Origin of the sequence: Limnospira sp. PMC 1279.21, from assembly GCF_032349615.1 — a bacterium.
GTDB classification, from domain to species: Bacteria; Cyanobacteriota; Cyanobacteriia; order Cyanobacteriales; family Microcoleaceae; genus Limnospira; species Limnospira fusiformis.
This window is the reverse complement of the sequence record NZ_JARPLU010000004.1, coordinates 38,318-59,282: the sequence shown is the minus strand read 5'-3', so window position 1 is coordinate 59,282 and position 20,965 is coordinate 38,318. Positions and strand designations below refer to the sequence as shown.

Below are 20,965 nucleotides of genomic sequence, written 5' to 3'. Positions count from 1 at the left end.
AACTCAACAATTAATTAATGATGGGTTAGTCCCCGCGTTGAAAAAATTAAAGCAGGGTTTAAAGAGCAGAAGCCCTACGGTCAGCTTTCAGAGAGTTTACTGATGATTGTTCAGCAAACTTTAAACCCCGTCACTGAGGTCACTTATTGGGATTACTCATTCCCCAGTCGGTCTGAGCTGGGAATGGCGTACCTAGGCGGTTATATGTCCTATAAGGAACGGGTTTATCCTTGGCATTTTTAACCTTTTTTGGTTTAATCATGTTAATGATTCGCCGAGCATTTCCACCGAGAATTAGGGCGATTACTTCGGTGATGGATGTTGTCCTATTAGTCGGGTTATTTGTGCAAGTTGTTGCCGGAATTTGGACAGCAATATTCTATGGTTGGGGGTCATCCTGGTATGCAGGGGCAGCAGTTCCTTATCTGTGGTCAGTTTTGCAATTTAACCCCAATATTTCCCTAGTCGAAAATTTACCTTTGATGGTAAAAGTTCATATAGTGGGAGCTTTCTCATTGGTGGGATTATTCCCCTTTACTCGGTTAGTTCACTTCCTGTCTTTACCGATTCAATATATCTGGCGATCGCCCCAAGTAGTAGTTGGGAATCAGTCCGTCGGTGCCGTGACTCACTCCGAAAGCAAACTTTAACCAAAAATCCCCTAAAAACAGGAGACTTAAAACTATGTCTCAAGCTAATTCCCATCAAATTCAAGCCCAACAAAACCTCTGGTTAGCCACTCTTGGCTTTGCCGTTTCCTTTGCTTGTTGGGGAATTGAGCCTGTGCCTTGTTGCTCAATATGACCTTTTTGCGTAGTGGCACCATAAACACGCTCACGAATAATTTGCTGATGTATTCTGAAAAAATCAGGGAAATTACAAGGAGTAGCATTCATGTTAAATAAATTTATTAAAGTTTTCCTCATCTCTGCTGTTATCTTTGGGCTGGCAATATTGAACCATACACCCGCAGCCATAGCCGCCGAAAATGGTCAAGTTTGATTTGAACAATCCTGTGGGGGATGTCATACTTTAGATGGCACGGGGAAAGGATTTGCTCCCGACTTACAAGGAGTCACAGAAAACCGCGATCGCCAATGGTTAATTAATTGGATTGCCGAACCGGATAAACTGATCCAAAATGGCGATCCTCTCGCCCAAGAAATTCTCGCCAAATATAATGGCGTTCCCATGCCCAATATAGGATTAACTCTCGAACAAAGCGAAGCAATTGTTGACTATCTGGCTGGAGGAAATCAACACTTTACGGAAGCAAAAAAAGCCGCCCTATTAGCATTTTTTGAACAGCAAAATGCGGTGGTCAATGAACCCGCAGCTACGGAGATTTTTTGCACTTCCTTAACCCCTAGTTGGCAATTAGTATTAATGGCTTTAGGAGGTTGCTTAATCTTACTGATTCTGAGTAATTTAACTTGGCGCGATCGCTTTACCGGAGTTCGCAACAAATTAGTCGAAAAATCAATGCAGCATTAAACCCAACCCACTAACTCTGAGTGAGATTTGGGCATAAATTCGGAAAAAAAACGAACCCTGGACTTCTATTATGAATAACCCCTAAAAACGCCGGGAATATCAACAAGCGAGAGGGAAAGGTGGTTTTCGTCGCAGTAGTTGGGATTAAGTGTTAGAAATTATTAGCGCATCCATCACTCATACTGTTAAAAAAGAAGGAGCCGATCGCATCATTAGATTTTCTCCAATTCCCGCCCTGTCTATGTTGAGTTATGCAGTGGGTTCGCGATTTTTGCAACTTTTAGGACTGGTACAATTATCATGGAGAAATTGACCCCTTATTAACCATACTGGAGAATGGCGATCGCCATTTATCGGTCACCTTTACCGACTTCTCCGATAACGAATCAACTTGCCAACGGGAAGTCCCCGTCAAATATCTAGAAACCGCCAATGGCAGCCTAACAGTCACCACCATTTATGACCTATTAATGGCGCAATTTGGAGTTACTCGAGGCTTAGGGGGAGACTATCCCGAAAACTATGACGATGAAACCAAACCTTATACCCCCGCATGGCAAGAAAAATTCACAGGAATTGACCGACAAACCGTGATTCAACTAGCCCGTGAATGGGCAGCAAATGCCGAAATTACCGAAGGCAAATCCAGCATTATTATTGGTGCCGGGATTAACCATTGGTATCACAATAATCTCATGTATTGTGCCGCTATTGTCGGCTTAATTCTCTGTGGCTGTGTCGGTCGTAATGGGGGAGGATTAAATCACTATGTGGGACCAGAAAAATTAGCCCCTAATTCTTCTGGGAGTACCCTAGCCTTTGCCTTAGACTGGCAAAAACCACCGCGATTACAAAATACGCCCAATTTCCACTATGTTCATTCCGGTCAATGGCGCTATGAACGGACTCTATTTGAAAGTGTGAATCGGGAGGATCTGCGATCGCTTATCATGAAAAAAGCCCCAGGATTTAATCTTCTGGTTAGGGGTCAATAACTACCGATGTGGGGAACGATAGAAGGGACGTTTAACAACCGTTGCGGGGTAGATTTGATTACGGATTTCTACTTCTACTTGGCTGCCGATTTTGGCTAATTCTACCGGAACATAGGCTAGGGCGATCGCCTTTCCCAGGGTAGGCGACATCGTGCCGCTGGTAATTTCTCCCACCACTTCGCCGCCAGCCTTCACAGAATAACCGTGGCGGGCAATATATCGGCCCTGCATTTCTAGCCCCACTAACCGCCTCGATAAACCCCCGGATTTTTGCGCTTCTAGGGACTCACGACCGATAAAGTCCCCCTTCTCATCCCAATGGATTAACCAGCCTAAACCAGCCTCTAAAGGGGTGCTATGGGTATCAATATCTTGCCCATACAAAGCCATTGCCGCTTCTAAACGCAGGGTATCTCTAGCCCCCAAACCACAGGGCGTGGCTCCCACTTCTATTAACTCCCGAAATAGATTTACTCCGGTGTCGGGATTTACCATGACTTCAAACCCATCCTCTCCCGTGTATCCAGTCCGGGCGATAAATGCAGGTTTTCCGAAAAGGGTAGTTTCTATATGTCCAAAATTGGCAACTGCTGATAAGTCCGCTTCTACTAGGGATCCAAGGACAGCTTCCGCTTGGGGTCCCTGGACTGCAATTAATACCTGGCTGCGAGATAGGTCTTCTAGGGCGACTCCGGTTCCTTCCAAATGGGCGACCACCCAAGCCTTATCTCTGGACTTGGTGGCTGCATTAACAATCATCATTCCCCGCTGGTTTCCCGTGGCTGGGTCTAAGCCTTGGTAGTAAAAAATCACATCATCCAATATGCCGCCACTGCCATTTAATAGGACTGTATATTGGGCTTGACCGGGTTGCAGACGACTGAGACTAGAGGGAAATAGGGGTTCGAGGGCATTGATTAGCTGTTCACCTTCGAGGTAAAATTTGCCCATGTGGGAGATGTCAAATAGTCCCACTTGCGATCGCACTGCTTGATGTTCTTGGGTAATACCGGAATACTGAACCGCCATTTCCCAGCCCGAAAAGGGAACCATCCTGCCTTTGAGTTCAACGGATAGGTCATACAGAGGGGTGCGAGTCAGGGTTGGTTTCATTGCCGGAGTCCACGGTAATGGGATAAGGATCTATTTTAAAGCAAACTTTCACAACTGCGATCGCCTCCCTGGAAACTCTCCGTGGTGGACCTGGGCGGTAGGGATGCCACAATTTCCATGAAATCATCCGTATTTTCACGCAATTAAATCGGCAAGTAATTTCCCTAATTAAAATGTTCCCTATTTACAGAAACTTTACAGTAATTTCCCTCACTGCGGTAGCAATCTTTATATAAAACCAGTTATTTTGAAAATGCAAAGGATGAAGAAAAGTTAGCGGGGCTTGAGTTATGAAATCTAATTATGCTAAAACATTAATCGGAAGTGCGATCGCCGCCACCTGCATGATCGCAGCTACTGCTACCACCGCCACTGCTGGACAGTTTCACAATGGCTGGAACTATGCAATTGATGCCATTGGCGACGGTTCCGGTGGTGCCCAATATGATATCTACGGTATGGCAACCATGCAGACCTCCGATACTATATGGGTTGCCTTAACAGGCGGTACACCATTGGCGGGAGTTAACACTAGAGATGCCAGAAGTGGTGTAATTGGTTGGGGTGACTTGTTCTTCAATTTCACCGGAGATGATTTCCTAACCGCCAGCCAAAATAACGCTCTCTTTGGTGTGCGTTTTGCCGAAACTAATGATTCTGGTGCATCCGAGTTAGGTGTTTATAGCAATGTTCGCGCAAAAAGTGTGACTAGCATTAACAACGGATACAACAGCCTGCAACACTACTACAACTCTGGATTTTATCGCCAGAACACCATGGGTACTGACATCGCTACCAGACAGGAGGCTTACGACTATTTCGGTCAAAGAACTTCTATCGATAACGTGATCGCCTCTGGTAACTTGGTTGGTGGCATTAATATGCACTCCCAACAGGAATTGTTAAATGCTGGCTTAGATTTTGGTAACTTTAACCGAGCGGGAACCCATACCTTTGGTTTCAGCTTCAGTAAGTCTTTGATTGGCAGTGGTGACTATTTAGCCAGCCTATTCCTAGAATGTGGTAATGATGGTGTAGCCTTGGCGGGTGTCTCTGTCCCGGAACCCGGTACTCTTGCTGGTTTAGCTTTGCTGGGTGTGACTTTCATGGGTAGCAAAGTCCGCAAGGGTCAAAAAGCCTAATCAACGTCAAAATTAAATGGAGTGCGATCGCCATTGCAGCCCCTCGCCCTTTTTGGGAGAGGGGTTTGACGTGAGAAGTCTCAGATCAGATTTAGTCGATCGCATCGGGTTCATTTTCAGGTAAGGTTTGTAGAACAGCGATCGCTTTCTCCAGTAACTCCGCGATGGCTAACCGATATTTTGCCTTGTTCACTGAGATTCACTGAAAATTCATGCACCCGATTGATTGGCTGATTGTCCTAGTTTACCTAATCTTGACCATGGCGATGGGACTCTACCTGTCGCGGAAAGGGTCGAAAAGTTTGGCGGATTTCTTTGTTTCTGGTCGATCGCTTCCCTGGTGGTTAGCTGGTATCAGTATGGCTGCTACTACCTTTTCCATCGATACCCCCCTCTATATTACCGGGGTTGTGGCTAACCGGGGAATTGCCGGAAACTGGGAATGGTGGACCTTTGGCATCTCCCACGTGATTATGATCTACATTTTTGCCAAAATGTGGCGGCGATCGGAAGTTCTCACGGATGCGGAATTGACAGAATTACGCTATGGCGGTGATATGGGCGCAATTTTGCGGGGGGTGAAGGCGTTTATTTTTGCCGTCCCCATGAATTGTATTGCGATCGGTTATGCCATGTTAGCCATGGTTAAGGTGGTTGATGCTTTGGAAATTTGGCAAAGTTTGGGTATTGAGGCGGGAGACAATAACCTTAAACTTTTTAGTGTGGTTGGGGTCAGTATTTTTGTCTTGATTTATGCCGGTTTGGCGGGACTTTGGGGAGTCGTAGCCACCGACTTTTTCCAGTTTTTTCTGGCATTATTTGGGGCGATAATTGTGGCATATTTTGCCCTGGGAAGTGTCGGGGGGATTCACTCCCTGGTTCAACAGGTGCCGATCGCTTATCCTGACCAAGATATTTTGTCTCTACTTCCCGTTAATTTTGGTGGCGGCGAGGGTTGGATTAGTTTTAGTAAAACGGCGGGAATTACCGCTAGTACATTTTTCGCTTATATCTTTCTTCAGTGGTGGTCTTGGCGACGCAGTGACGGCGGCGGGGAATTTGTCCAACGATTTGCAGCCGCCAAAAATGAAGCCGACGCAGAAAAGGCGGCTTGGACTTTTAATATTATGCACTATGTGATCAGAACCTGGCCTTGGATTTTGGTGGCTTTGGCTTCTGTGGTGCTGTATCCTGATTTAGCCGATAAGGAATTAGGCTATCCTAAGTTAATGTTAGATTTCCTCCCCGTGGGAATTTTGGGGATGGTGGTTGCGTCCTTATTAGCCGCGTTTATGAGTACGGTTTCCACCTCCATTAATTGGGGTGCATCGTTTATTACCAATGACCTCTATTTGCGGTTTGTCAAGCCGACAGCCACTCAAACTGAGTTGGTATTGGTGGGTAGGTTATCGTCTGTTTTAGTCACGGTTTTAGGGGCGATCGCTGCCTTTTTAGCCACGGATGTAGCCACAGTTTTTCGCCTGGTAATTGCCATTGGTACGGGGTCGGGTTTAGTATTAATATTGCGGTGGTTTTGGTGGCGGGTAAATGCGGCGGCGGAATTAAGTGCGATCGTCGGTAGTTTCTTGGTGGGAATGGTCACGAGTCTTTCCCCTTGGTTCAAAATTGAAGACTTTGGTTGGCGGATAATTTTTATCACCATTAGCGTGACTTGTTTATGGGTGATTGTCTTAGTATTAACTCCCCCAGAGTCGGAAACCACCCTAGAAACATTTTATCAAAAAGTGCGACCAGGAGGACCCGGTTGGAGTCGGGAAAGGATGAAAACTGGTTTATTTCCCGCCCAGGATTTAGGCTTAGATTTACAACGGGTTTTAGCCTCTATATTTTTATTGCTGGGGTTACTATTAGCGACGGGAGGATTTCTACTTCTCCAACAGGCGATCGCATGGATATCACTAATTGTGGCGGTTATAGGTGGTGTCTGGTTGCGACATTTATCAAGGCTGAGAATTGAACCGACACCCAGACCGGGATTAGATGATCCCATCTAAACTGAGGGCTAGTAATGGTGTGATACGCCTACAAATGGCTGCTATAATAATGCTGGTCAAACATGGCAGTTATAATTTATCATGAGTGCAAATTCTACCAACACCGGAGCCGACGCTATTGATGTGGCGATCGCCCAAGGACTGGATTTTGATGGGAGTCCCATTCCCCCAGAAAAGCTAGAACTATATCATAAAGTGATGGCTTTGGAAGGACAGCGCCAACGCAGTGGGGTTAGTAATACTATGCGATCGCGCATCGTCCGCATTGGAGCGAAACATATCGCCCAGTCGGAACTAAACCAGATGCTAGAAGCGGCAGGTTTTGCACCCCTAAAAGATAAAGAAATCGAGTTTTATTATAACAAATAACCCTCGGGTTTGCTGGCGGCTCATTTCTAATCGCCATGGCTTGACCATTAAATATCTGGTTGGGCTATGGCGATATTAACTCAATCTTTAATTATGCCATATTCCAGAACTTTTGTGAATGGGTAAAACCGATGAAAATTGAATCGATTAACTTGCAGTATTTTAAAAAATTTCGGCACCTGGAGTTGGATTTTACGGACTCGGAAACCGGATTAGCAAAAGATTTGATTGTTTTAATCGGAATGAATGGTGCTGGCAAAACCAGCATTTTACAAGCTATAGCAGCCACTTTAGGGATGGCAACGGGTCGGATCCATCACTTTCATGACTTAAAATGGCTGGGATTTAACTATGAATTATTAGGGAGTAATTGGGGAAAGTTTGAGCCAGGGGTTGCCGTAAAAGTTCAATTTTCATCTCAGGAAATTAAGGCGATTCAAGAGTTTTATCAAAATCTGGAAGGCTCTGGTTATTCTCATGCTCCGGCTCAAGAAAATGTGGTAACTATTAAATGGCGAGATGGACGAGTTCAGGCTGAGACAGCGGCTGAACTTTTCCAATTTAAGGGTAGAGAATATGCCAAAAAATTGGTACGTTCCCACGGATTTAATGTCTTCGAGCGAGTGGGTACAGTGCTGTGGTACACAGAACAAAGAACTTCAACTAGCTTGACTACTGAAGATCCAGATAAAACAGTTGAAATTACCGATGATATTCTGCGCGATCGTTTATCTAAGTGGCGACAGTTTCATCAAGATATTAAATCGGGTAAAATCAAAAATTTACGACCCGGACAAAGAGATTTATATGGGGATCTCGAACGTGCTTATCAAGCTATTTTTCCCGAACGGAGTTTTGATGGTCCTGTGCTACGAGAGGGAGTAGATGACATTTTAAGTGAGCCTTGGTTTTACCTGTATGATAGTAAGAATCAGTACGAAATTTCGGAAATGTCGGGAGGAGAGCGATCGACTTTTCCCATATTGGTAGATTTTGCTAGTTGGAATATTCATAATTCAGTGATTTTAATTGATGAAATTGAACTGCATTTACATCCGCCTATGCAACAAGCATTACTGAGATCTTTGCCGAAACTTGGGAAAAACAATCAATTTATAATTACTACTCATTCGGATTATATAGAGCAGCTAGTCCCCGATGCAAATATTATCAGATTCGAGATATAGTTATGAGTGTAATTAGTGGTGGAAAAACTATTTTTTGCGAGGGGAAGGAAAGCAGCTTAGATTATCGTTTCCTTAATCGATTAGTTGAGGATATATCAGGCGATCGCCTTTTAATTGACAATCGCCTAAACTGCTGCGAAGTTAACGTTGGGGAGTCCTTTTTACTAACTGGATAAATTCGGATCGATAGCCGTGTAAATCAACTCCTTTGGATGATTCTGCTAATTGTAAGACTTGTGGAAAACTGGAATTTCCGCGATAGGGGGAGTTTCTTAACAGCATCCCAAACTCAGCCACAGCCGCCGCAAATCGGAAGTTATCCGAGGTTTGATTCAGGGGAAGACTACGGTTAATTATGGGCTGTTCAAGTAACCGTGATTCTGTGTCCGTTGGGGGTTTATAACGGATTTTCAACCTCATTAATTCATTGCTATTATAGGCTTCTGAACTGACGACATTTTGCTGATAAGTTAACTGATCCACCGCCGGTAAATTTACATCTGATTCTACACCAACGGGGATAATTTCATAAAGGGCTGTTACGGAATGTCCCGCCCCAATTTCTCCCGCATCTTTGGTATCATCATGAAAGTCCTGATTTTCCAGGCGGCGATTTTCATAGCCAATTAACCGATATGCTTGAACTTGGGTGGGGTTAAACTCTACTTGAATTTTCACATCTTTAGCAATGGTAAATAGGGTTCCTGTTAATTCGGTAGACATCACTTTTTTGGCTTCCATTAGGTTGTCTATATAGGCATAGTTACCATTGCCATGATTCGATAGTTTCTCCATTTTGGAGTCTTTATAATTCCCCATACCGAAGCCTAACACGGTTAAATAAATACCGCGATCGCGATAAGATTCAATCAGCCGCACCAATTCCGCATCACTGGATACACCCACATTAAAATCGCCATCAGTAGCCAGAATTACCCGATTATTTTTGGCTTCACTTAGCATCCTGGTAGCTAACTCATAGGCTAATTTAATACCTTCACCGCCAGCGGTTGAACCTTGGGCTTGTAAGCCATCTATGGCGGCGATAATTTTCTGTTTTTCATTACCAGGGGTAGGAGGTAAAACCACACCAGCCGCCCCCGCATAAACAGCGATCGCCACCGTATCCTGTTCGGTGAGTTGGTCAACTAATAACTTAAATCCTTCCTTCAATAGGGGTAGTCTATTGGGCTGATTCATGGAACCAGATACATCCAATAAAAATACCAAATTACTAGGGGGTAATTCCTCGATCGCTAAAGTTTTACCCTGTAACCCAATATGAACTAATTGATGTTGCGGGTTCCAAGGGGCTGAGGATACTTCTGTGGTAATTGAAAAAGGTTCTTCGCCTTGGGGTTGAGGATAATCGTAGGAAAAATAATTAATCAATTCCTCAATTCGGACTGCATCAATGGGCGGACGTTGACGCTGGTTAATAAAGCGGCGTACATTACTATAGGATGCTGTATCAACATCAATCGAGAAGGTAGACAGGGGATTAGCTGCTACTAATTGAAAGTTATTTTCGGCAATTAAATCATAGGTTTCTGTGTTGGGAATTTCGGCATCCAATTCCAGCGGTATTGGTGACGGTGTGGCTGGTGTTAAGCCTGCATCTAAATGGGTTTCCCCTACGGGAGGGGTAGCTAACTCCCGTGGAGGAGACTGTAAGGATCTATTATAGGCATCATCACAGGAGGTAATTAGCAATACTGGTATCAAGCTAATTCCGACTAGCCAAGGTGAAGATTTGCGAGTAATCATTTTGCTGTCATCCTCACTAATTATTAGAGGTTGATAATCAGGCTTAAACCAGCATTATCTGGGGAATCATCACCAGTCAAGGACGAGGTACAGAAGTAGGATTTAGGAGAAACATGGCTCCTTGTTGAGCGATTTCCTCAGATAGATAGATTTGTTTAATGCTGACTAAACCTTCCTGAACGAACATATCCCGCAGCATAGCTTTTTCCCCACTATTAAAAACCTTCTCATAGTAGACTTCCTTAATCCCTGTAGAAATAATCAATTTCAGGCAATAAATACAGGGTTCTAAGGTGACATAAATACTGGCACCAGCGCAGCAAATACCATGTTTGGCGGCTTGAGCGATCGCATTAGCTTCAGCATGAACCGCCCGCGAAGGTAGGGTTTGACTAGCATCACAACTACTAAGTCCAGGATAACAGAAACCCTGGGTAGTACAGTGAACCGAACCGGAGGGGGAACCATTATAACCGGTTGCGAGAATTTGCCTATCTTTGACAATTACCGCCCCCACTGGGAAAGCCAAACAGGTTGATCGGGTGGCTGCTAGTTTAGCAAACATCAAAAAATACTCATCCCAGGTAGGTCTGATGGGGGGTTGGTAATTGGGCGCGATATCTTCCATAACATTAAACCCCGAAACCTGTCGATCCAAATCCATTATAACCCCTAAAGGTTGAATTGAGTTGTTCTACGGCTTCAACTTCGACCCGTACAATTGGCGAGATGACCATCTGGGCGATTTTCATGCCTATTTCTACTTTAAATGAGGTGGTGCCATGATTAATCAAGATCACGCCAATTTCTCCCCGATATCCGCCGTCAATGGTTCCGGGACTATTTAAGACTGTGATTTGGTGTTTGAGGGCTAAACCGCTGCGAGGACGAACCTGGGCTTCGGTGTTGGGGGGAAGGGCGATCGCAATTCCGGTGCGGACTAAATGACTTTTACCAGGGGGGATTTCTATATTTTCCACTGAGAATAAATCCAGCCCGGCATCATCTTCATGGGCATATTTGGGCAAAATGGCTGATGGTTTTAGTTGCTGAACTTCGAGTTTCATGATAGCTATATTTTCCAAGAGTTTAACCCCTAAGTATTGGGGCTGATTGTTGACCAGTTTACTTGACCGGATAACTTAGGGAGCGAGTCGGCTTTTACCGAGGCGATTTTTTTGATACCATTGGGCAATGGCTGGAGTCCATTCTTGTAGATGGGGCCACATCAAATCACAGAGTTTTTGGATTTCTAGTTGAGCGTCTTTTTTATAGCGTAAATCCAGAAAATGTAGAAGCGATCGCAGATTGAAACTCACGACAAAATGCTGTCGGTAGTCAAAGGGAATTTTACCCCTAGCGTGTTCTTCTGACAAACCATTATCTAAATCGGCTTTATAGCGTTTAGCTGCTTCTAAACACCAGTCCAAATCAGCTTGTCGCTGTTGGGGGGAATAATAGTATTTTTTTCCTTGGCGGTCTGTGTAGTCTCCTACTGGACGCAAATAAAAGATATCTTCCAAGTCTTTTTTGTTTTCGGCAAGTTCAAGGATCTGATTTCCCGTATACCGATAAGAATTGTGAACCACAATCCCATTAGCCACGAAATTATGCCAGGGTCCGTCAACCTCCAGATCATAAGTCATTTGTTTTCCAATATATTCGATTTGAGTGACTTTGACCGGATGTGCTTTTAAACTTTTAACTTCTCCTCTGGGTTGGTAAAACTTAGCCAATTGCAGATTTTGATTGGGCTGATTCAATTGTGCAACTTCCCCCAGCCGAGGATTTTCCCGAAGATTCAAACCTTGATTAATCTGGTCATCACAGCAATTTTTATGGGTATAAATAGCATCATTTGTCCAAACTCCATTACACATCAACTGACAATTTTGGGTGGTCGCCAAAACTTCGTGATTTTCGTCAACTATCAAACCCAAAGCATCGCCCATGGTCTGCCAACCTGCACTGGTTAAGAGACGGTGATTGATGGTACAATTTAGGGTTTTTCCATCCGCAAGGGTCAGCCGATAGACGGGTTGCAAACCACTACACATCACATTATTGACATGACCGATTTGGAAAGTTCCGGTTTCCTCATTCAGAACCCGCAGGGACATTTTCTGAATCCGTTTCTTGCCATGGCGGCGGTATTCTCCGGGTGGTTGGTTGTGGCGACCGATAATTTGGCGAGTCCGAATCGCTTTTTCTCCATTTTCCCAAACATCATATAAATCGGCAATTTTGATTTTTCTCAAACTGCCACTGGCTTGAATAAAGGTGACTTCTGTATCACCATCTAAACATTGGACATCGAAGGAAATTCCCACGCGATGAGTACGTGCTTGCTGCATCACACTATGGGGAAAATAGCCACAGTTAAATGTGATGCTAGGATGTTCTAAGGGGCCGTAGTGTCCACGCTCCCCTGCTAGTAGACGCTTAACAATTATCTCCCCCGCTTCCAATTCTGACGGCCAATGGCTTCTACCATCAAAAACAAACTTGTCTGTATAGTCCTGGTGCATCGCTGCATAAATTACCTGTTGCGGGTTGTGGGTTTTAGCGATGACTTCAACTCGGAACCGATCCATTATGATTAAAAAAAACGCCTCTATCTATTAAACCCTAGAATGGCAACTATGCAGTTATCAAAACGATTTACCCAGGCTGTGACCTACGCGACGGAATTACACGCTAATCAGGTTCGCAAGGGGTCTGGGGTTCCTTATGTGGCGCATTTGTTGGGGGTGGCGAGTTTGGCCCTAGAATATGGGGCCGATGAGGATGAAGCGATCGCCGCCTTACTTCATGATGCGATCGAAGACCAAGGGGGAGTGAAGACGGAAAAAGAAATCCGGCGTAAATTTGGCGATCGGGTCACGGAAATTGTGAAAGGCTGTACAGATAACCATCAGACCCCATTACCACCTTGGCGGGAACGTAAACAGGCTTATATTGCACATATTCCCACGGCTTCGGCTTCTGTGCAGTTAGTGTCTGCTTGCGACAAACTTCACAACGCCCGTTCGATTTTAAAAGATTATCGAGAAATTGGAGAGCAATTATGGGATCGCTTTAGTGGCAAGCGGGACGGTACGCTGTGGTATTATCGATCATTAATAACTGCTTTTCGTGCTGGGGGACTAACGCCCTTGGTAGATGAATTAGATCGGGTGGTTTCAGAACTTGAACGGCTAGTTAAAGCAAATTAAACCCTAATTTACTGGAAAGCTAATGGCAACTGTTCGTTTGGAAAATATTACCCGTAGTTATGATAGCGCTACGGCGATTGAGGGGATTAGCCTAAATATTCCTGATGGTCAGTTTTGGGTGTTGGTAGGACCTTCGGGCTGCGGTAAATCAACGATTTTGCGGACAATTGCGGGTTTAGAAAAAGCTACCAGTGGCGATATTTATATAGGCGATCGCTTAGTTAATGACATTATGGCACGCGATCGCAATGTGGCTATGGTATTTCAGAATTACGCCCTCTATCCGCATTTGACGGTCGCAGAAAACCTGGCTTTTGGTTTAAAAATGCGGGGGACTGATAGCGCTAAGATAGAACAACGGATTCAGGAAGTAGCGCGATCGCTATCTATTGAACATCTGTTAAGCCGCAAACCTAAACAATTGTCGGGGGGTCAACAGCAACGGGTGGCTTTAGGTAGGGCGATCGCCAGGGAACCTGATGTGTTCCTTTTAGATGAACCTCTATCTAATTTAGACGCACAATTACGAGACGATACACGCGCGGAACTGAAGCAACTTCACCAGCGCCTAGGAATTACCACAATTTATGTGACTCATGATCAGGTTGAGGCTATGACCTTAGCCGATCGGATTGTGATTTTAGAACAAGGTCGTATCCAACAGGTCGGGAGTCCTCAACAGGTTTACAGTAAGCCTGCTAATAGGATGGTTGCCACTTTTTTGGGTAATCCTCCCATGAATATTATCCCGGCTACCTATGGTAATAGTTTATTTTGGGTGGGTAGTCAATCGGTGGCTTGTCCGATGGTTATTCGGGAGAAAATACACCCCCAGGAAGGACAGAGATTTGAGTTAGGAATTAGACCGGAACATTTACAATTAAACCTCAGCGAGTCGGAGACTGATCCGGTTGAAAAAGATGTTTGGGCTTTGGATAAAGTCCCTCTGGAATTAGAAGTTAGTGTGGTTGAACCCCTAGGACGGGAAACTTTAGTGAGGGCTACCTGGCCATCAAATGACCCGAAAACTGTACAGGGAAACATATTACAATTGATGGCTTCCCCCAGTGTGCGTGTGCGTCCTGGCGATCGCATTCCAGTCACCCTAGATTTAAACTATTTAATGATTTTTGACCCGGCTACTGGGAAAGTTTTATAATCAATCATCATCGGTGGCTCGCAGACCAGAGGCGATCGACCTCCAATTGTCGTTGCTATAATGGTTAAATATCAACCACTATCAACCCCACGGAGTAATTTTTTATGGATACTCAGAAAATTCTCAACAATCCTGAATCGAATCGGGAAGCTAATCAGGTTTCGATTCAAGAACAATTCCATCAAGAAATTGAACAAACCCCCGATGAAATTTTAGCGATCGCTTTAGAATTTCTACTATTTATGAGGTCTCGCGCCTCGGATTCATCGCGATCGACAGCAGCATCAATCCTTAAAACTCTGGAAAAAATTGGTCAATGGGAAGGAGATGACTTGGAGGAATGTTTAGAGTTAGTCCATACATCTCGTGGTCAATTATATATTTCCACTGATGACACAGATACTCAAGCATTGAAAGCAGACTAACAGATTATATGTATTTATTAGATACCAATCACTGTAGTTTAGCCATGAATCATCAACCGGATATTATGGCTAGGTTAGCAGAACTTTATCAGTCCCAAATTTGTACTTGTGTGATTGTACAAGCCGAGTTAATTTATATGGCGGAGAATTCTCGACAGCGAGACAATAATCTGAATCGGGTAATCGAGTTTTTGCAAAATATTTTGATTTACGAAATTGATTCAAAGACTGCCGAAATTTATGGCTCATTTCAAGCAGATTTGATGAACAATTTTGGACCCAAAGAGAAAAATAAACGCCGTAAAACTCGACTGATTGATATTGGAGTCAGTCAACACGACTTATGGATTGCTTCAATTGCATGGCAACACAATCTGATTTTAGTTTCAGCAGATAGTGACTTTCAACGAATCCAAACGGTGCGGGATTTGACTGTGGAAAGTTGGTACAGACCAACTAACTAAACTTGAGGCGATCGCCTGCTCTATGTGGTCGGCTTAACCTACTAAAATCGACCATTAGGTGGCTGAAATAAGACGCTGTAAATAGGGGATTATAGGGGATTATGACCAGCATATTGACATCAAAAACTGCCCCAATGATGATGAGGGAATGACTAAGTAATAAGCTACCCGATGACCTAGTTTTGTTAGGTGACTTACTAAAAATAACCATCACCCAACTTGGCTTATATCTGCTGGAATAAGTAATTCATGGCTTCCCCCTGTGTGTGCGTCATGGCGATCGCATTCCAGTCACCCTAGATTTAAACTATATCGGTGGCTCGCAGACCAGAGGTGATCGACCTCCAATTGTCGTTGCTATAATGGTTAAATATCAACCACTATCAACCCCACGGAGTAATTTTTTATGGATACTCAGAAAATTCTCAACAATCCTGAATCGAATCGGGAAGCTAATCAGGTTTCGATTCAAGAACAATTCCATCAAGAAATTGAACAAACCCCCGATGAAATTTTAGCGATCGCTTTAGAATTTCTACTATTTATGAGGTCTCGCGCCTCGGATTCATCAACGGCAAAAACGACAAAGGACGCATCAGAAACATCTAACAAACTGTCTCAATTACCTTATCGTCAAGCGTCCGGAAAATCTCTAGTAGATTACCAAGGAGAATGGGTAGGAGATGATTTTGAAGAATGTCTGCGACTGGTTTTAGATAGCCGTAGCCAGGTCAATTTATCCAACCATCAGCCATTTTAAAGTATGTATTTACTAGACACGAATCATTGTAGTTATCTAATCAAAAAAGAAGCGACCGTATGGGAAAAAGCGCTGGCGATCGGTACAGAAAACTTGGCTACTTGTGTGATAGTTCAGGGGGAACTTATTTTGATGGCTGAAAAGTCGGCACAAAAGACACAAAACTTAGCTAATGTCAATGATTTTCTACAATACTTGCGGATTTATCTGACTGATGAAACGACAGCGGTTATTTATGGGCAAATTAAAGCAGCGTTGTTCGATCAGTTTGCTCCGAAAGAAAAAAGCCAAAGACGAAAAACTAAAATTAGAGATATTGGTTTTGATGATAATGACCTATGGATTGCTTCAATTGCATGGCAACACAATCTGATTTTAGTTTCAGCAGATAGTGACTTTCAACGAATCCAAACGGTGCGGGATTTGACTGTGGAAAGTTGGTACAGACCAACTAACTAAACTTGAGGCGATCGCCTGCTCTATGTGGTCGGCTTAACCTAGTCAAATCGACCATTAGGTGGCTGAAATCAGACGCTGTAGGGGATTATGACCAGCATATTGACCTCAAAAACTGCCCCAATGATGATGAGGGAATGACTAAGTAAGAAGCTACCCGATGACCTAGTTTTGTTAGGTTACTTACTAAAAATAACCATCACCCAACTTGGCTTATATCTGCTGGAATAAGTAGGCGTAGCCAGGACAGATTATCGACATAGTAAACCTAACTAATAAGTGATATTTTTGATGACATTATCACCGATTAAACAGTTAGTTATAATCCGCTCAATTCCTAAATCTACTAATCTCTCAAAGTCTATAATCTTGTCTACAGTCCAGACTACTATATCAACTCCTTTATTCCGAGTTTCCTGAATTATACTAGGTTGGTCTAATATCACTTGATATTGACTACTTAAAATGGCATTACCGGCGGCTTCTGCTTTGCTAATTTGTTGGGGTAGTTGTGAAGCATTCACTACAAAATATCCCAGTTTTATTTGAGGATCTGACTGGCGACATTGCCATAGTAAATCTTCGTCAAAGGATGTTAAAATAGTGCGATCGCCCAAATTGGCTTCCTGAATCAGACCCAGGAGAGTTTTGATTTCTAAGTCCGACCATATAGCATGGGGTTTAATATCAAAATACAGCCATCCTTTAATCGATTTTAGGGCAGCTAATGCCTCCTCTAAGGTGGGGATACGTTCTCCCCTATAAGACTCCGCAAACCACGTCCCAGCGTCTAATTCTTTCAGTTCGGAAATGGTTTTTTCGCGGATAGTTCCGGGGGTTCCAGTAATTCGATTTAGGCTTTTGTCATGAAAAACCACAGGGACACTATCTGCGGTAATCTGTACATCAAATTCTATGGAATTTGCCTGATTATAAATGGCGGCGAGTAAAGCGGTTAAGGTATTTTCCGGGGCGATACTAGAAAATCCTCGATGGGCAATTATTTCTACGCTCAAGGTGACATCCTCACGGTCTAATTGTGCTGATTTAAAAATTCGGAAATGGTTTGATTGAAGGATTCTGATGCAACTAAAAACGGCCAGTGATTTCCCGGCACTTGTTTAATAGTTAGATTGGTGAGATACTTTTGATAGGGTTTTAATTGCCATTCCATACGATTAACTCCCCTTTCCGGTTTAACCAGCAGGGTCGGTAAGGCGATCGCTTCTGTTAATCCCGGAACTTTCATCACTTCTAAAAATATTTCATTGCGCGCGCTAATGCTAAACTTACTCCCCCATTTTCCATCGGGTTTGGCTTCCATGGCGGCGGCAAAAACTTGCTGTTGCTGAGGACTCCAACCGGAAAACTGACTCAATTCTTTAGCTAGGGTTTCGGCGGCGGTGAAACTCTCAAAAGGTCCCATACATTTTAATGAGTCTAATTTACGATACACTATGGGAAGGGTTAATTTTAGCAGCCCGGGCATTTTAGTGATGAAAATAGGATCGACTAAAATCATACAGCGGAAACGTTCGGGGTGTTTTTTTGCCCAAATAGGTAGTAATTTACCCGTCCAAGAATGACCTAAAATGTGGGCGTTTGACCAGTGATGGTGATCCATTAACTCTTCGAGATCGGCGATCGCGTCATCGAATGTATAACCGTGATCTGGTTTGTCGCTGTCTCCGTGACCTCTCATGTCAGGGGCGATGATATGATAGCGATCGCCCAGATCTTCTGCTAAACTTGTCCAAACTAGGGCATGATCGGCTAGTCCATGTAGAAGCAACAACGGCTGTTGACCGTTAGGGTTCCACTCTAAATAGGAAAGTTTCAGGGTTTTTAATTCTAGGGTTTGGCGAGTCGGTGACATAGCAGAAATCACAAATTTTGATTAAGGATTGGGAATTGCCCCTACTGGTGAACAAGATTAATGGTAATCTTAAATGAAATCATCAATTTTGGCAACTAGGCTGACTGCCTAATCTGGGACTGATAATTTTTCGATGAGCTAAAATTGACAACAGTTTGGTTATGTTTTCGCGCTTTACCCCTAATTTAACCCATGATTCCACCTTCTGATTCTCACACAACTGAACAAGTAAAAAACGCCCTAAAACGTTTTTGGGGTTATGATGATTTTCGCCCCCCTCAGCAGGAAATTGTTGAGGCTATTATCAGGGGTCAAGATGCGTTGATTGTTCTGCCCACTGGAGGCGGTAAATCTATCTGTTTTCAACTGCCAGCGTTATTAAAAAATGGCTTAACCATAATAGTTTCGCCGCTGGTAGCCTTGATGGAAAATCAGGTAAAAGAATTACACGATCGCCATTTAAGTGCGGGTATTATTCATAGTCAAATGTCCCCCATACAACGGCGGCAAACTTTACATCAATTGCAAAACAACAGCCTACGATTGCTATATTTATCCCCGGAAACTTTATTAAGTAAACCTGTGTGGAATTTAATCAATAAACCCCAGGTTTCTATTAATGGTTTGATTTTAGATGAATCTCACTGTTTAGTTCAATGGGGGGATACATTTAGACCTGATTATCGCCGTTTGGGGGCGGTGCGTCCCACTTTATTAAAACATAAACCACCAGGTAGCAAAATAGCGATCGCTGCCTTTACCGCTACCGCTGACCCCACTGCCCAAAACACTATTAAAACGGTGTTACAGTTACAAGATCCTCAAGAATTTATACTGAGTCCATATCGAGATAATTTACACCTTAAAATTCGCCGAGTTTTTACTCCCATGGGACGGCGAAAATGCTTGCTAAGTTTGATGAAACAACATCAAAAGCAAACCGGTTTAATTTATGTTCGCACCCGTCGAGATAGTCAAGAATTGACAGCCTGGCTGGAGACATTTGGCTATAAAACTGCCCCTTATCATGCTGGACTATCGGCGGAAAAAAGGCGAAAAATTGAATCTCAATGGTTAGAAGGCAAGCTGCAATTTGTGGTGTGTACTTCTGCTTTTGGGATGGGAATTAACAAGCCCAATGTCCGGTGGGTGGTTCAGTTTCAACCGCCCCTATTACTATCAGAATATATCCAAGAAGTAGGAAGGGCTGGACGAGACGGAAAACCAGCAGAAGCCTTGACTATTCTCTGTGAACCGACGGGCTTGCTGTACCCTGAAGATAGACAAAGGCTGTCGTTTTTACAAGATAATTTTCGCCAACAAATGATGACCGCTAAACCCTTGATTAAAAAACTTCCCCAAAAAGGCCATTTAGAAACAGTGATCAGTCGTTTTCCCGACAGTGCGATCGCCTTGTCTCTTTTGCATTCTCAGGGAAAATTAGAGTGGGTTGATTTGTTTAATTATCAAATTAAAGATACATCACTATCTTTAACTGAAAATTCTAACACAGTTGCGATTCGCCAAATGACTCGCTATTTTGCTACCCGTGACTGTCGCTGGAAATTTATACTAGAGGCGTTTGGCTTGGGGACAGAAGCACAATCATTTCGCTGTGGTCATTGTGACAACTGCGATCGCCATGGGTCTTAAATTAGTGGCGATCGTCAATCTATTAATGCTATAATTGAAGTTGACAGTGTTACCCCAATTTTATGCCATGATTAAAAGTTGGATTAAACGGCATCCTAAGCGCATCTATTTTTCATTTTTTGCCTTGGTCTTCCTAATTAGTTGTTTGGGAATAATAGCTGCGATATGGTCCTCATTGCTCGAGAGACGAGATAGAAAAAATGAAAAAGTCGCCAGAGAAGTCTTAACCGACTTACTGCAAAACCAAAGCCAACAGCTTTTTCATTACAATCGATTCACCGACAATTTAGATGCTTTATATCGCACAACATCTGAGGGTAGACCTGGGTATAACTTTGCGATGAATGTTAATGAAAACCTGGTTTTAATTGATGCTATACCTACCAATTCACGTCTGCCTAATTTTGCTGGTGCTGTATTTATTATTCCTGGAGATAACCTCATACAAACAGTGGCGGGAATGTGTAAAAGTCAGGATAAATTATCAGCGCCGATTCAATTATCACGGGGTAACTCTCCCGTGGTTGAATGTCCTGATGATTCCGAGTTAATCATTTCTTTGGCTAGTGCTTTATTGGCAGTTACTGATGAAAATGTTACTCAAAATTTCGGAGGAGTTTGTCTAGTAGATCATTCATCTAATCAGTTGCGTAAACCGCCCAGAGCAGATGCGATCGCCCCTCCCGAAACCGGCGAAAACAGAATTAAATGTCCGGCGGGTTCTTCTCTCAAAAAATCTTGGGTGATTCCCGTTAGTCAATAGCCCATCAACTCAGTATATTATACAGTAGATGATTACCCCAGCATCTCTCATATTGTTATGTCCAAAAGTTACCTATACCGAAAAGAGAAATCATAGGTTAAACTAGAATATT

Annotated in this window: 24 protein-coding genes and 1 pseudogene; 17 read left to right on the top strand and 8 right to left on the bottom strand. The window is 43.4% G+C overall.

Annotated features, from left to right (window positions below; translation table 11 throughout):
* The first annotated feature begins 230 nt into the window (after positions 1 to 230).
* On the top strand, positions 231 to 650 hold the full coding sequence (locus tag P5683_RS01350; protein ID WP_006621976.1) for a respiratory nitrate reductase subunit gamma: 420 nt from the start codon (positions 231 to 233) through the stop codon (positions 648 to 650).
* Positions 651 to 710: 60 nt separating this feature from the next.
* On the opposite strand, the gene P5683_RS01345 is transcribed toward P5683_RS01350, so the two are convergent.
* Positions 711 to 977, bottom strand: coding sequence for a hypothetical protein (locus P5683_RS01345; protein ID WP_008056628.1), 267 nt, complete (start codon positions 975 to 977; stop codon positions 711 to 713).
* A gap of 85 nt (positions 978 to 1,062) precedes the next feature.
* On the opposite strand from P5683_RS01345, the pseudogene P5683_RS26350 reads away from it, so the two are divergent.
* The 3 genes and pseudogenes from P5683_RS26350 to P5683_RS01330 all read left to right on the top strand — a co-directional run.
* Positions 1,063 to 1,188, top strand: a pseudogene (locus tag P5683_RS26350) (hypothetical protein); the annotation flags it as partial.
* A 3-nt stretch (positions 1,189 to 1,191) separates the two neighbouring features.
* A complete protein-coding gene (locus tag P5683_RS01335) occupies positions 1,192 to 1,494 on the top strand; it encodes a hypothetical protein (protein ID WP_006621973.1) in 303 nt (100 codons plus the stop codon).
* 470 nt (positions 1,495 to 1,964) lie between these two features.
* Positions 1,965 to 2,489 carry a molybdopterin-dependent oxidoreductase gene (locus tag P5683_RS01330; RefSeq protein WP_315638702.1) on the top strand — a complete coding sequence of 175 codons (525 nt, stop codon included), beginning with the start codon at positions 1,965 to 1,967 and terminating at the stop codon, positions 2,487 to 2,489.
* Here the strand turns inward: P5683_RS01330 and gcvT are convergent, their stop codons facing one another.
* Positions 2,490 to 3,602, bottom strand: coding sequence for a glycine cleavage system aminomethyltransferase GcvT (gene gcvT / locus P5683_RS01325; RefSeq protein ID WP_006621970.1), 1,113 nt, complete (start codon positions 3,600 to 3,602; stop codon positions 2,490 to 2,492).
* Between the two features lie 290 nt (positions 3,603 to 3,892).
* Between gcvT and P5683_RS01320 the strand changes: the two genes are divergently transcribed.
* From P5683_RS01320 to P5683_RS01300, 5 genes are all read left to right on the top strand, one after another.
* Positions 3,893 to 4,744, top strand: coding sequence for a PEP-CTERM sorting domain-containing protein (locus P5683_RS01320; RefSeq protein WP_008056622.1), 852 nt, complete (start codon positions 3,893 to 3,895; stop codon positions 4,742 to 4,744).
* A gap of 212 nt (positions 4,745 to 4,956) precedes the next feature.
* Positions 4,957 to 6,759: a sodium:solute symporter family protein gene (locus P5683_RS01315; RefSeq protein WP_315638705.1), complete on the top strand. Its 1,803-nt coding sequence runs from the start codon at positions 4,957 to 4,959 to the stop codon at positions 6,757 to 6,759.
* Positions 6,760 to 6,840: 81 nt separating this feature from the next.
* A complete protein-coding gene (locus P5683_RS01310) occupies positions 6,841 to 7,128 on the top strand; it encodes a DUF4090 family protein (RefSeq protein ID WP_006621964.1) in 288 nt (95 codons plus the stop codon).
* 131 nt (positions 7,129 to 7,259) lie between these two features.
* The gene (locus P5683_RS01305) at positions 7,260 to 8,315 is read left to right on the top strand and encodes an AAA family ATPase (protein ID WP_006668906.1); all 1,056 of its coding nucleotides are present in this window, start codon (positions 7,260 to 7,262) and stop codon (positions 8,313 to 8,315) included.
* A gap of 2 nt (positions 8,316 to 8,317) precedes the next feature.
* A complete protein-coding gene (locus P5683_RS01300; RefSeq protein ID WP_006621962.1) occupies positions 8,318 to 8,491 on the top strand; it encodes a hypothetical protein in 174 nt (57 codons plus the stop codon).
* Here P5683_RS01300 and P5683_RS01295 read toward each other — a convergent pair.
* The 4 genes from P5683_RS01295 to P5683_RS01280 all read right to left on the bottom strand — a co-directional run bounded on the left by P5683_RS01295 (position 8,457) and on the right by P5683_RS01280 (position 12,676).
* Positions 8,457 to 10,082, bottom strand: a complete 1,626-nt coding sequence (locus P5683_RS01295) for a VWA domain-containing protein (RefSeq protein WP_315638709.1) — start codon at positions 10,080 to 10,082, stop codon at positions 8,457 to 8,459. The genes P5683_RS01300 and P5683_RS01295 overlap by 35 nt on opposite strands.
* Positions 10,083 to 10,158: 76 nt before the next feature.
* On the bottom strand, positions 10,159 to 10,746 hold the full coding sequence (locus P5683_RS01290; protein WP_008056603.1) for a dCMP deaminase family protein: 588 nt from the start codon (positions 10,744 to 10,746) through the stop codon (positions 10,159 to 10,161).
* On the bottom strand, positions 10,715 to 11,149 hold the full coding sequence (dut, locus tag P5683_RS01285; RefSeq protein ID WP_006668904.1) for a dUTP diphosphatase: 435 nt from the start codon (positions 11,147 to 11,149) through the stop codon (positions 10,715 to 10,717). The genes P5683_RS01290 and dut overlap by 32 nt, the downstream gene beginning before the upstream one ends.
* A 75-nt stretch (positions 11,150 to 11,224) precedes the next feature.
* Positions 11,225 to 12,676, bottom strand: a complete 1,452-nt coding sequence (locus tag P5683_RS01280) for an FAD-dependent thymidylate synthase (protein ID WP_006621957.1) — start codon at positions 12,674 to 12,676, stop codon at positions 11,225 to 11,227.
* 48 nt (positions 12,677 to 12,724) lie between these two features.
* Between P5683_RS01280 and P5683_RS01275 the strand changes: the two genes are divergently transcribed.
* The 6 genes from P5683_RS01275 to P5683_RS01250 all read left to right on the top strand — a co-directional run bounded on the left by P5683_RS01275 (position 12,725) and on the right by P5683_RS01250 (position 16,564).
* Positions 12,725 to 13,297 carry an HD domain-containing protein gene (locus tag P5683_RS01275; RefSeq protein WP_174447131.1) on the top strand — a complete coding sequence of 191 codons (573 nt, stop codon included), beginning with the start codon at positions 12,725 to 12,727 and terminating at the stop codon, positions 13,295 to 13,297.
* A 22-nt stretch (positions 13,298 to 13,319) separates the two neighbouring features.
* Positions 13,320 to 14,456, top strand: a complete 1,137-nt coding sequence (locus tag P5683_RS01270; RefSeq protein WP_315638714.1) for a sn-glycerol-3-phosphate ABC transporter ATP-binding protein UgpC — start codon at positions 13,320 to 13,322, stop codon at positions 14,454 to 14,456.
* 104 nt (positions 14,457 to 14,560) lie between these two features.
* Positions 14,561 to 14,881 (top strand): hypothetical protein, encoded by a 321-nt coding sequence (locus P5683_RS01265; protein ID WP_006668902.1) that lies wholly within the window; start codon positions 14,561 to 14,563, stop codon positions 14,879 to 14,881.
* Between the two features lie 8 nt (positions 14,882 to 14,889).
* A complete protein-coding gene (locus P5683_RS01260; protein ID WP_008052923.1) occupies positions 14,890 to 15,345 on the top strand; it encodes a type II toxin-antitoxin system VapC family toxin in 456 nt (151 codons plus the stop codon).
* Positions 15,346 to 15,751: 406 nt separating this feature from the next.
* Positions 15,752 to 16,105: a hypothetical protein gene (locus P5683_RS01255; RefSeq protein ID WP_046321134.1), complete on the top strand. Its 354-nt coding sequence runs from the start codon at positions 15,752 to 15,754 to the stop codon at positions 16,103 to 16,105.
* Between the two features lie 3 nt (positions 16,106 to 16,108).
* The gene (locus P5683_RS01250) at positions 16,109 to 16,564 is read left to right on the top strand and encodes a type II toxin-antitoxin system VapC family toxin (RefSeq protein ID WP_008056591.1); all 456 of its coding nucleotides are present in this window, start codon (positions 16,109 to 16,111) and stop codon (positions 16,562 to 16,564) included.
* Positions 16,565 to 16,833: 269 nt separating this feature from the next.
* Here P5683_RS01250 and P5683_RS01245 read toward each other — a convergent pair whose 3' ends face one another.
* Both P5683_RS01245 and P5683_RS01240 read right to left on the bottom strand, forming a co-directional pair.
* Positions 16,834 to 17,577, bottom strand: coding sequence for a glycerophosphodiester phosphodiesterase family protein (locus tag P5683_RS01245; RefSeq protein ID WP_006621950.1), 744 nt, complete (start codon positions 17,575 to 17,577; stop codon positions 16,834 to 16,836).
* Between the two features lie 17 nt (positions 17,578 to 17,594).
* Entirely contained in the window at positions 17,595 to 18,437 is an 843-nt protein-coding gene (locus tag P5683_RS01240) for an alpha/beta fold hydrolase (protein WP_006621949.1), read from the bottom strand.
* A 192-nt stretch (positions 18,438 to 18,629) separates the two neighbouring features.
* On the opposite strand from P5683_RS01240, the gene P5683_RS01235 reads away from it, so the two are divergent.
* Together P5683_RS01235 and P5683_RS01230 are read left to right on the top strand one after the other, a co-directional pair.
* Positions 18,630 to 20,090: an ATP-dependent DNA helicase RecQ gene (locus P5683_RS01235; RefSeq protein ID WP_046321132.1), complete on the top strand. Its 1,461-nt coding sequence runs from the start codon at positions 18,630 to 18,632 to the stop codon at positions 20,088 to 20,090.
* A gap of 67 nt (positions 20,091 to 20,157) precedes the next feature.
* A complete protein-coding gene (locus P5683_RS01230) occupies positions 20,158 to 20,853 on the top strand; it encodes a type IV pilin-like G/H family protein (protein WP_006668900.1) in 696 nt (231 codons plus the stop codon).
* Positions 20,854 to 20,965 lie beyond the last annotated feature (112 nt).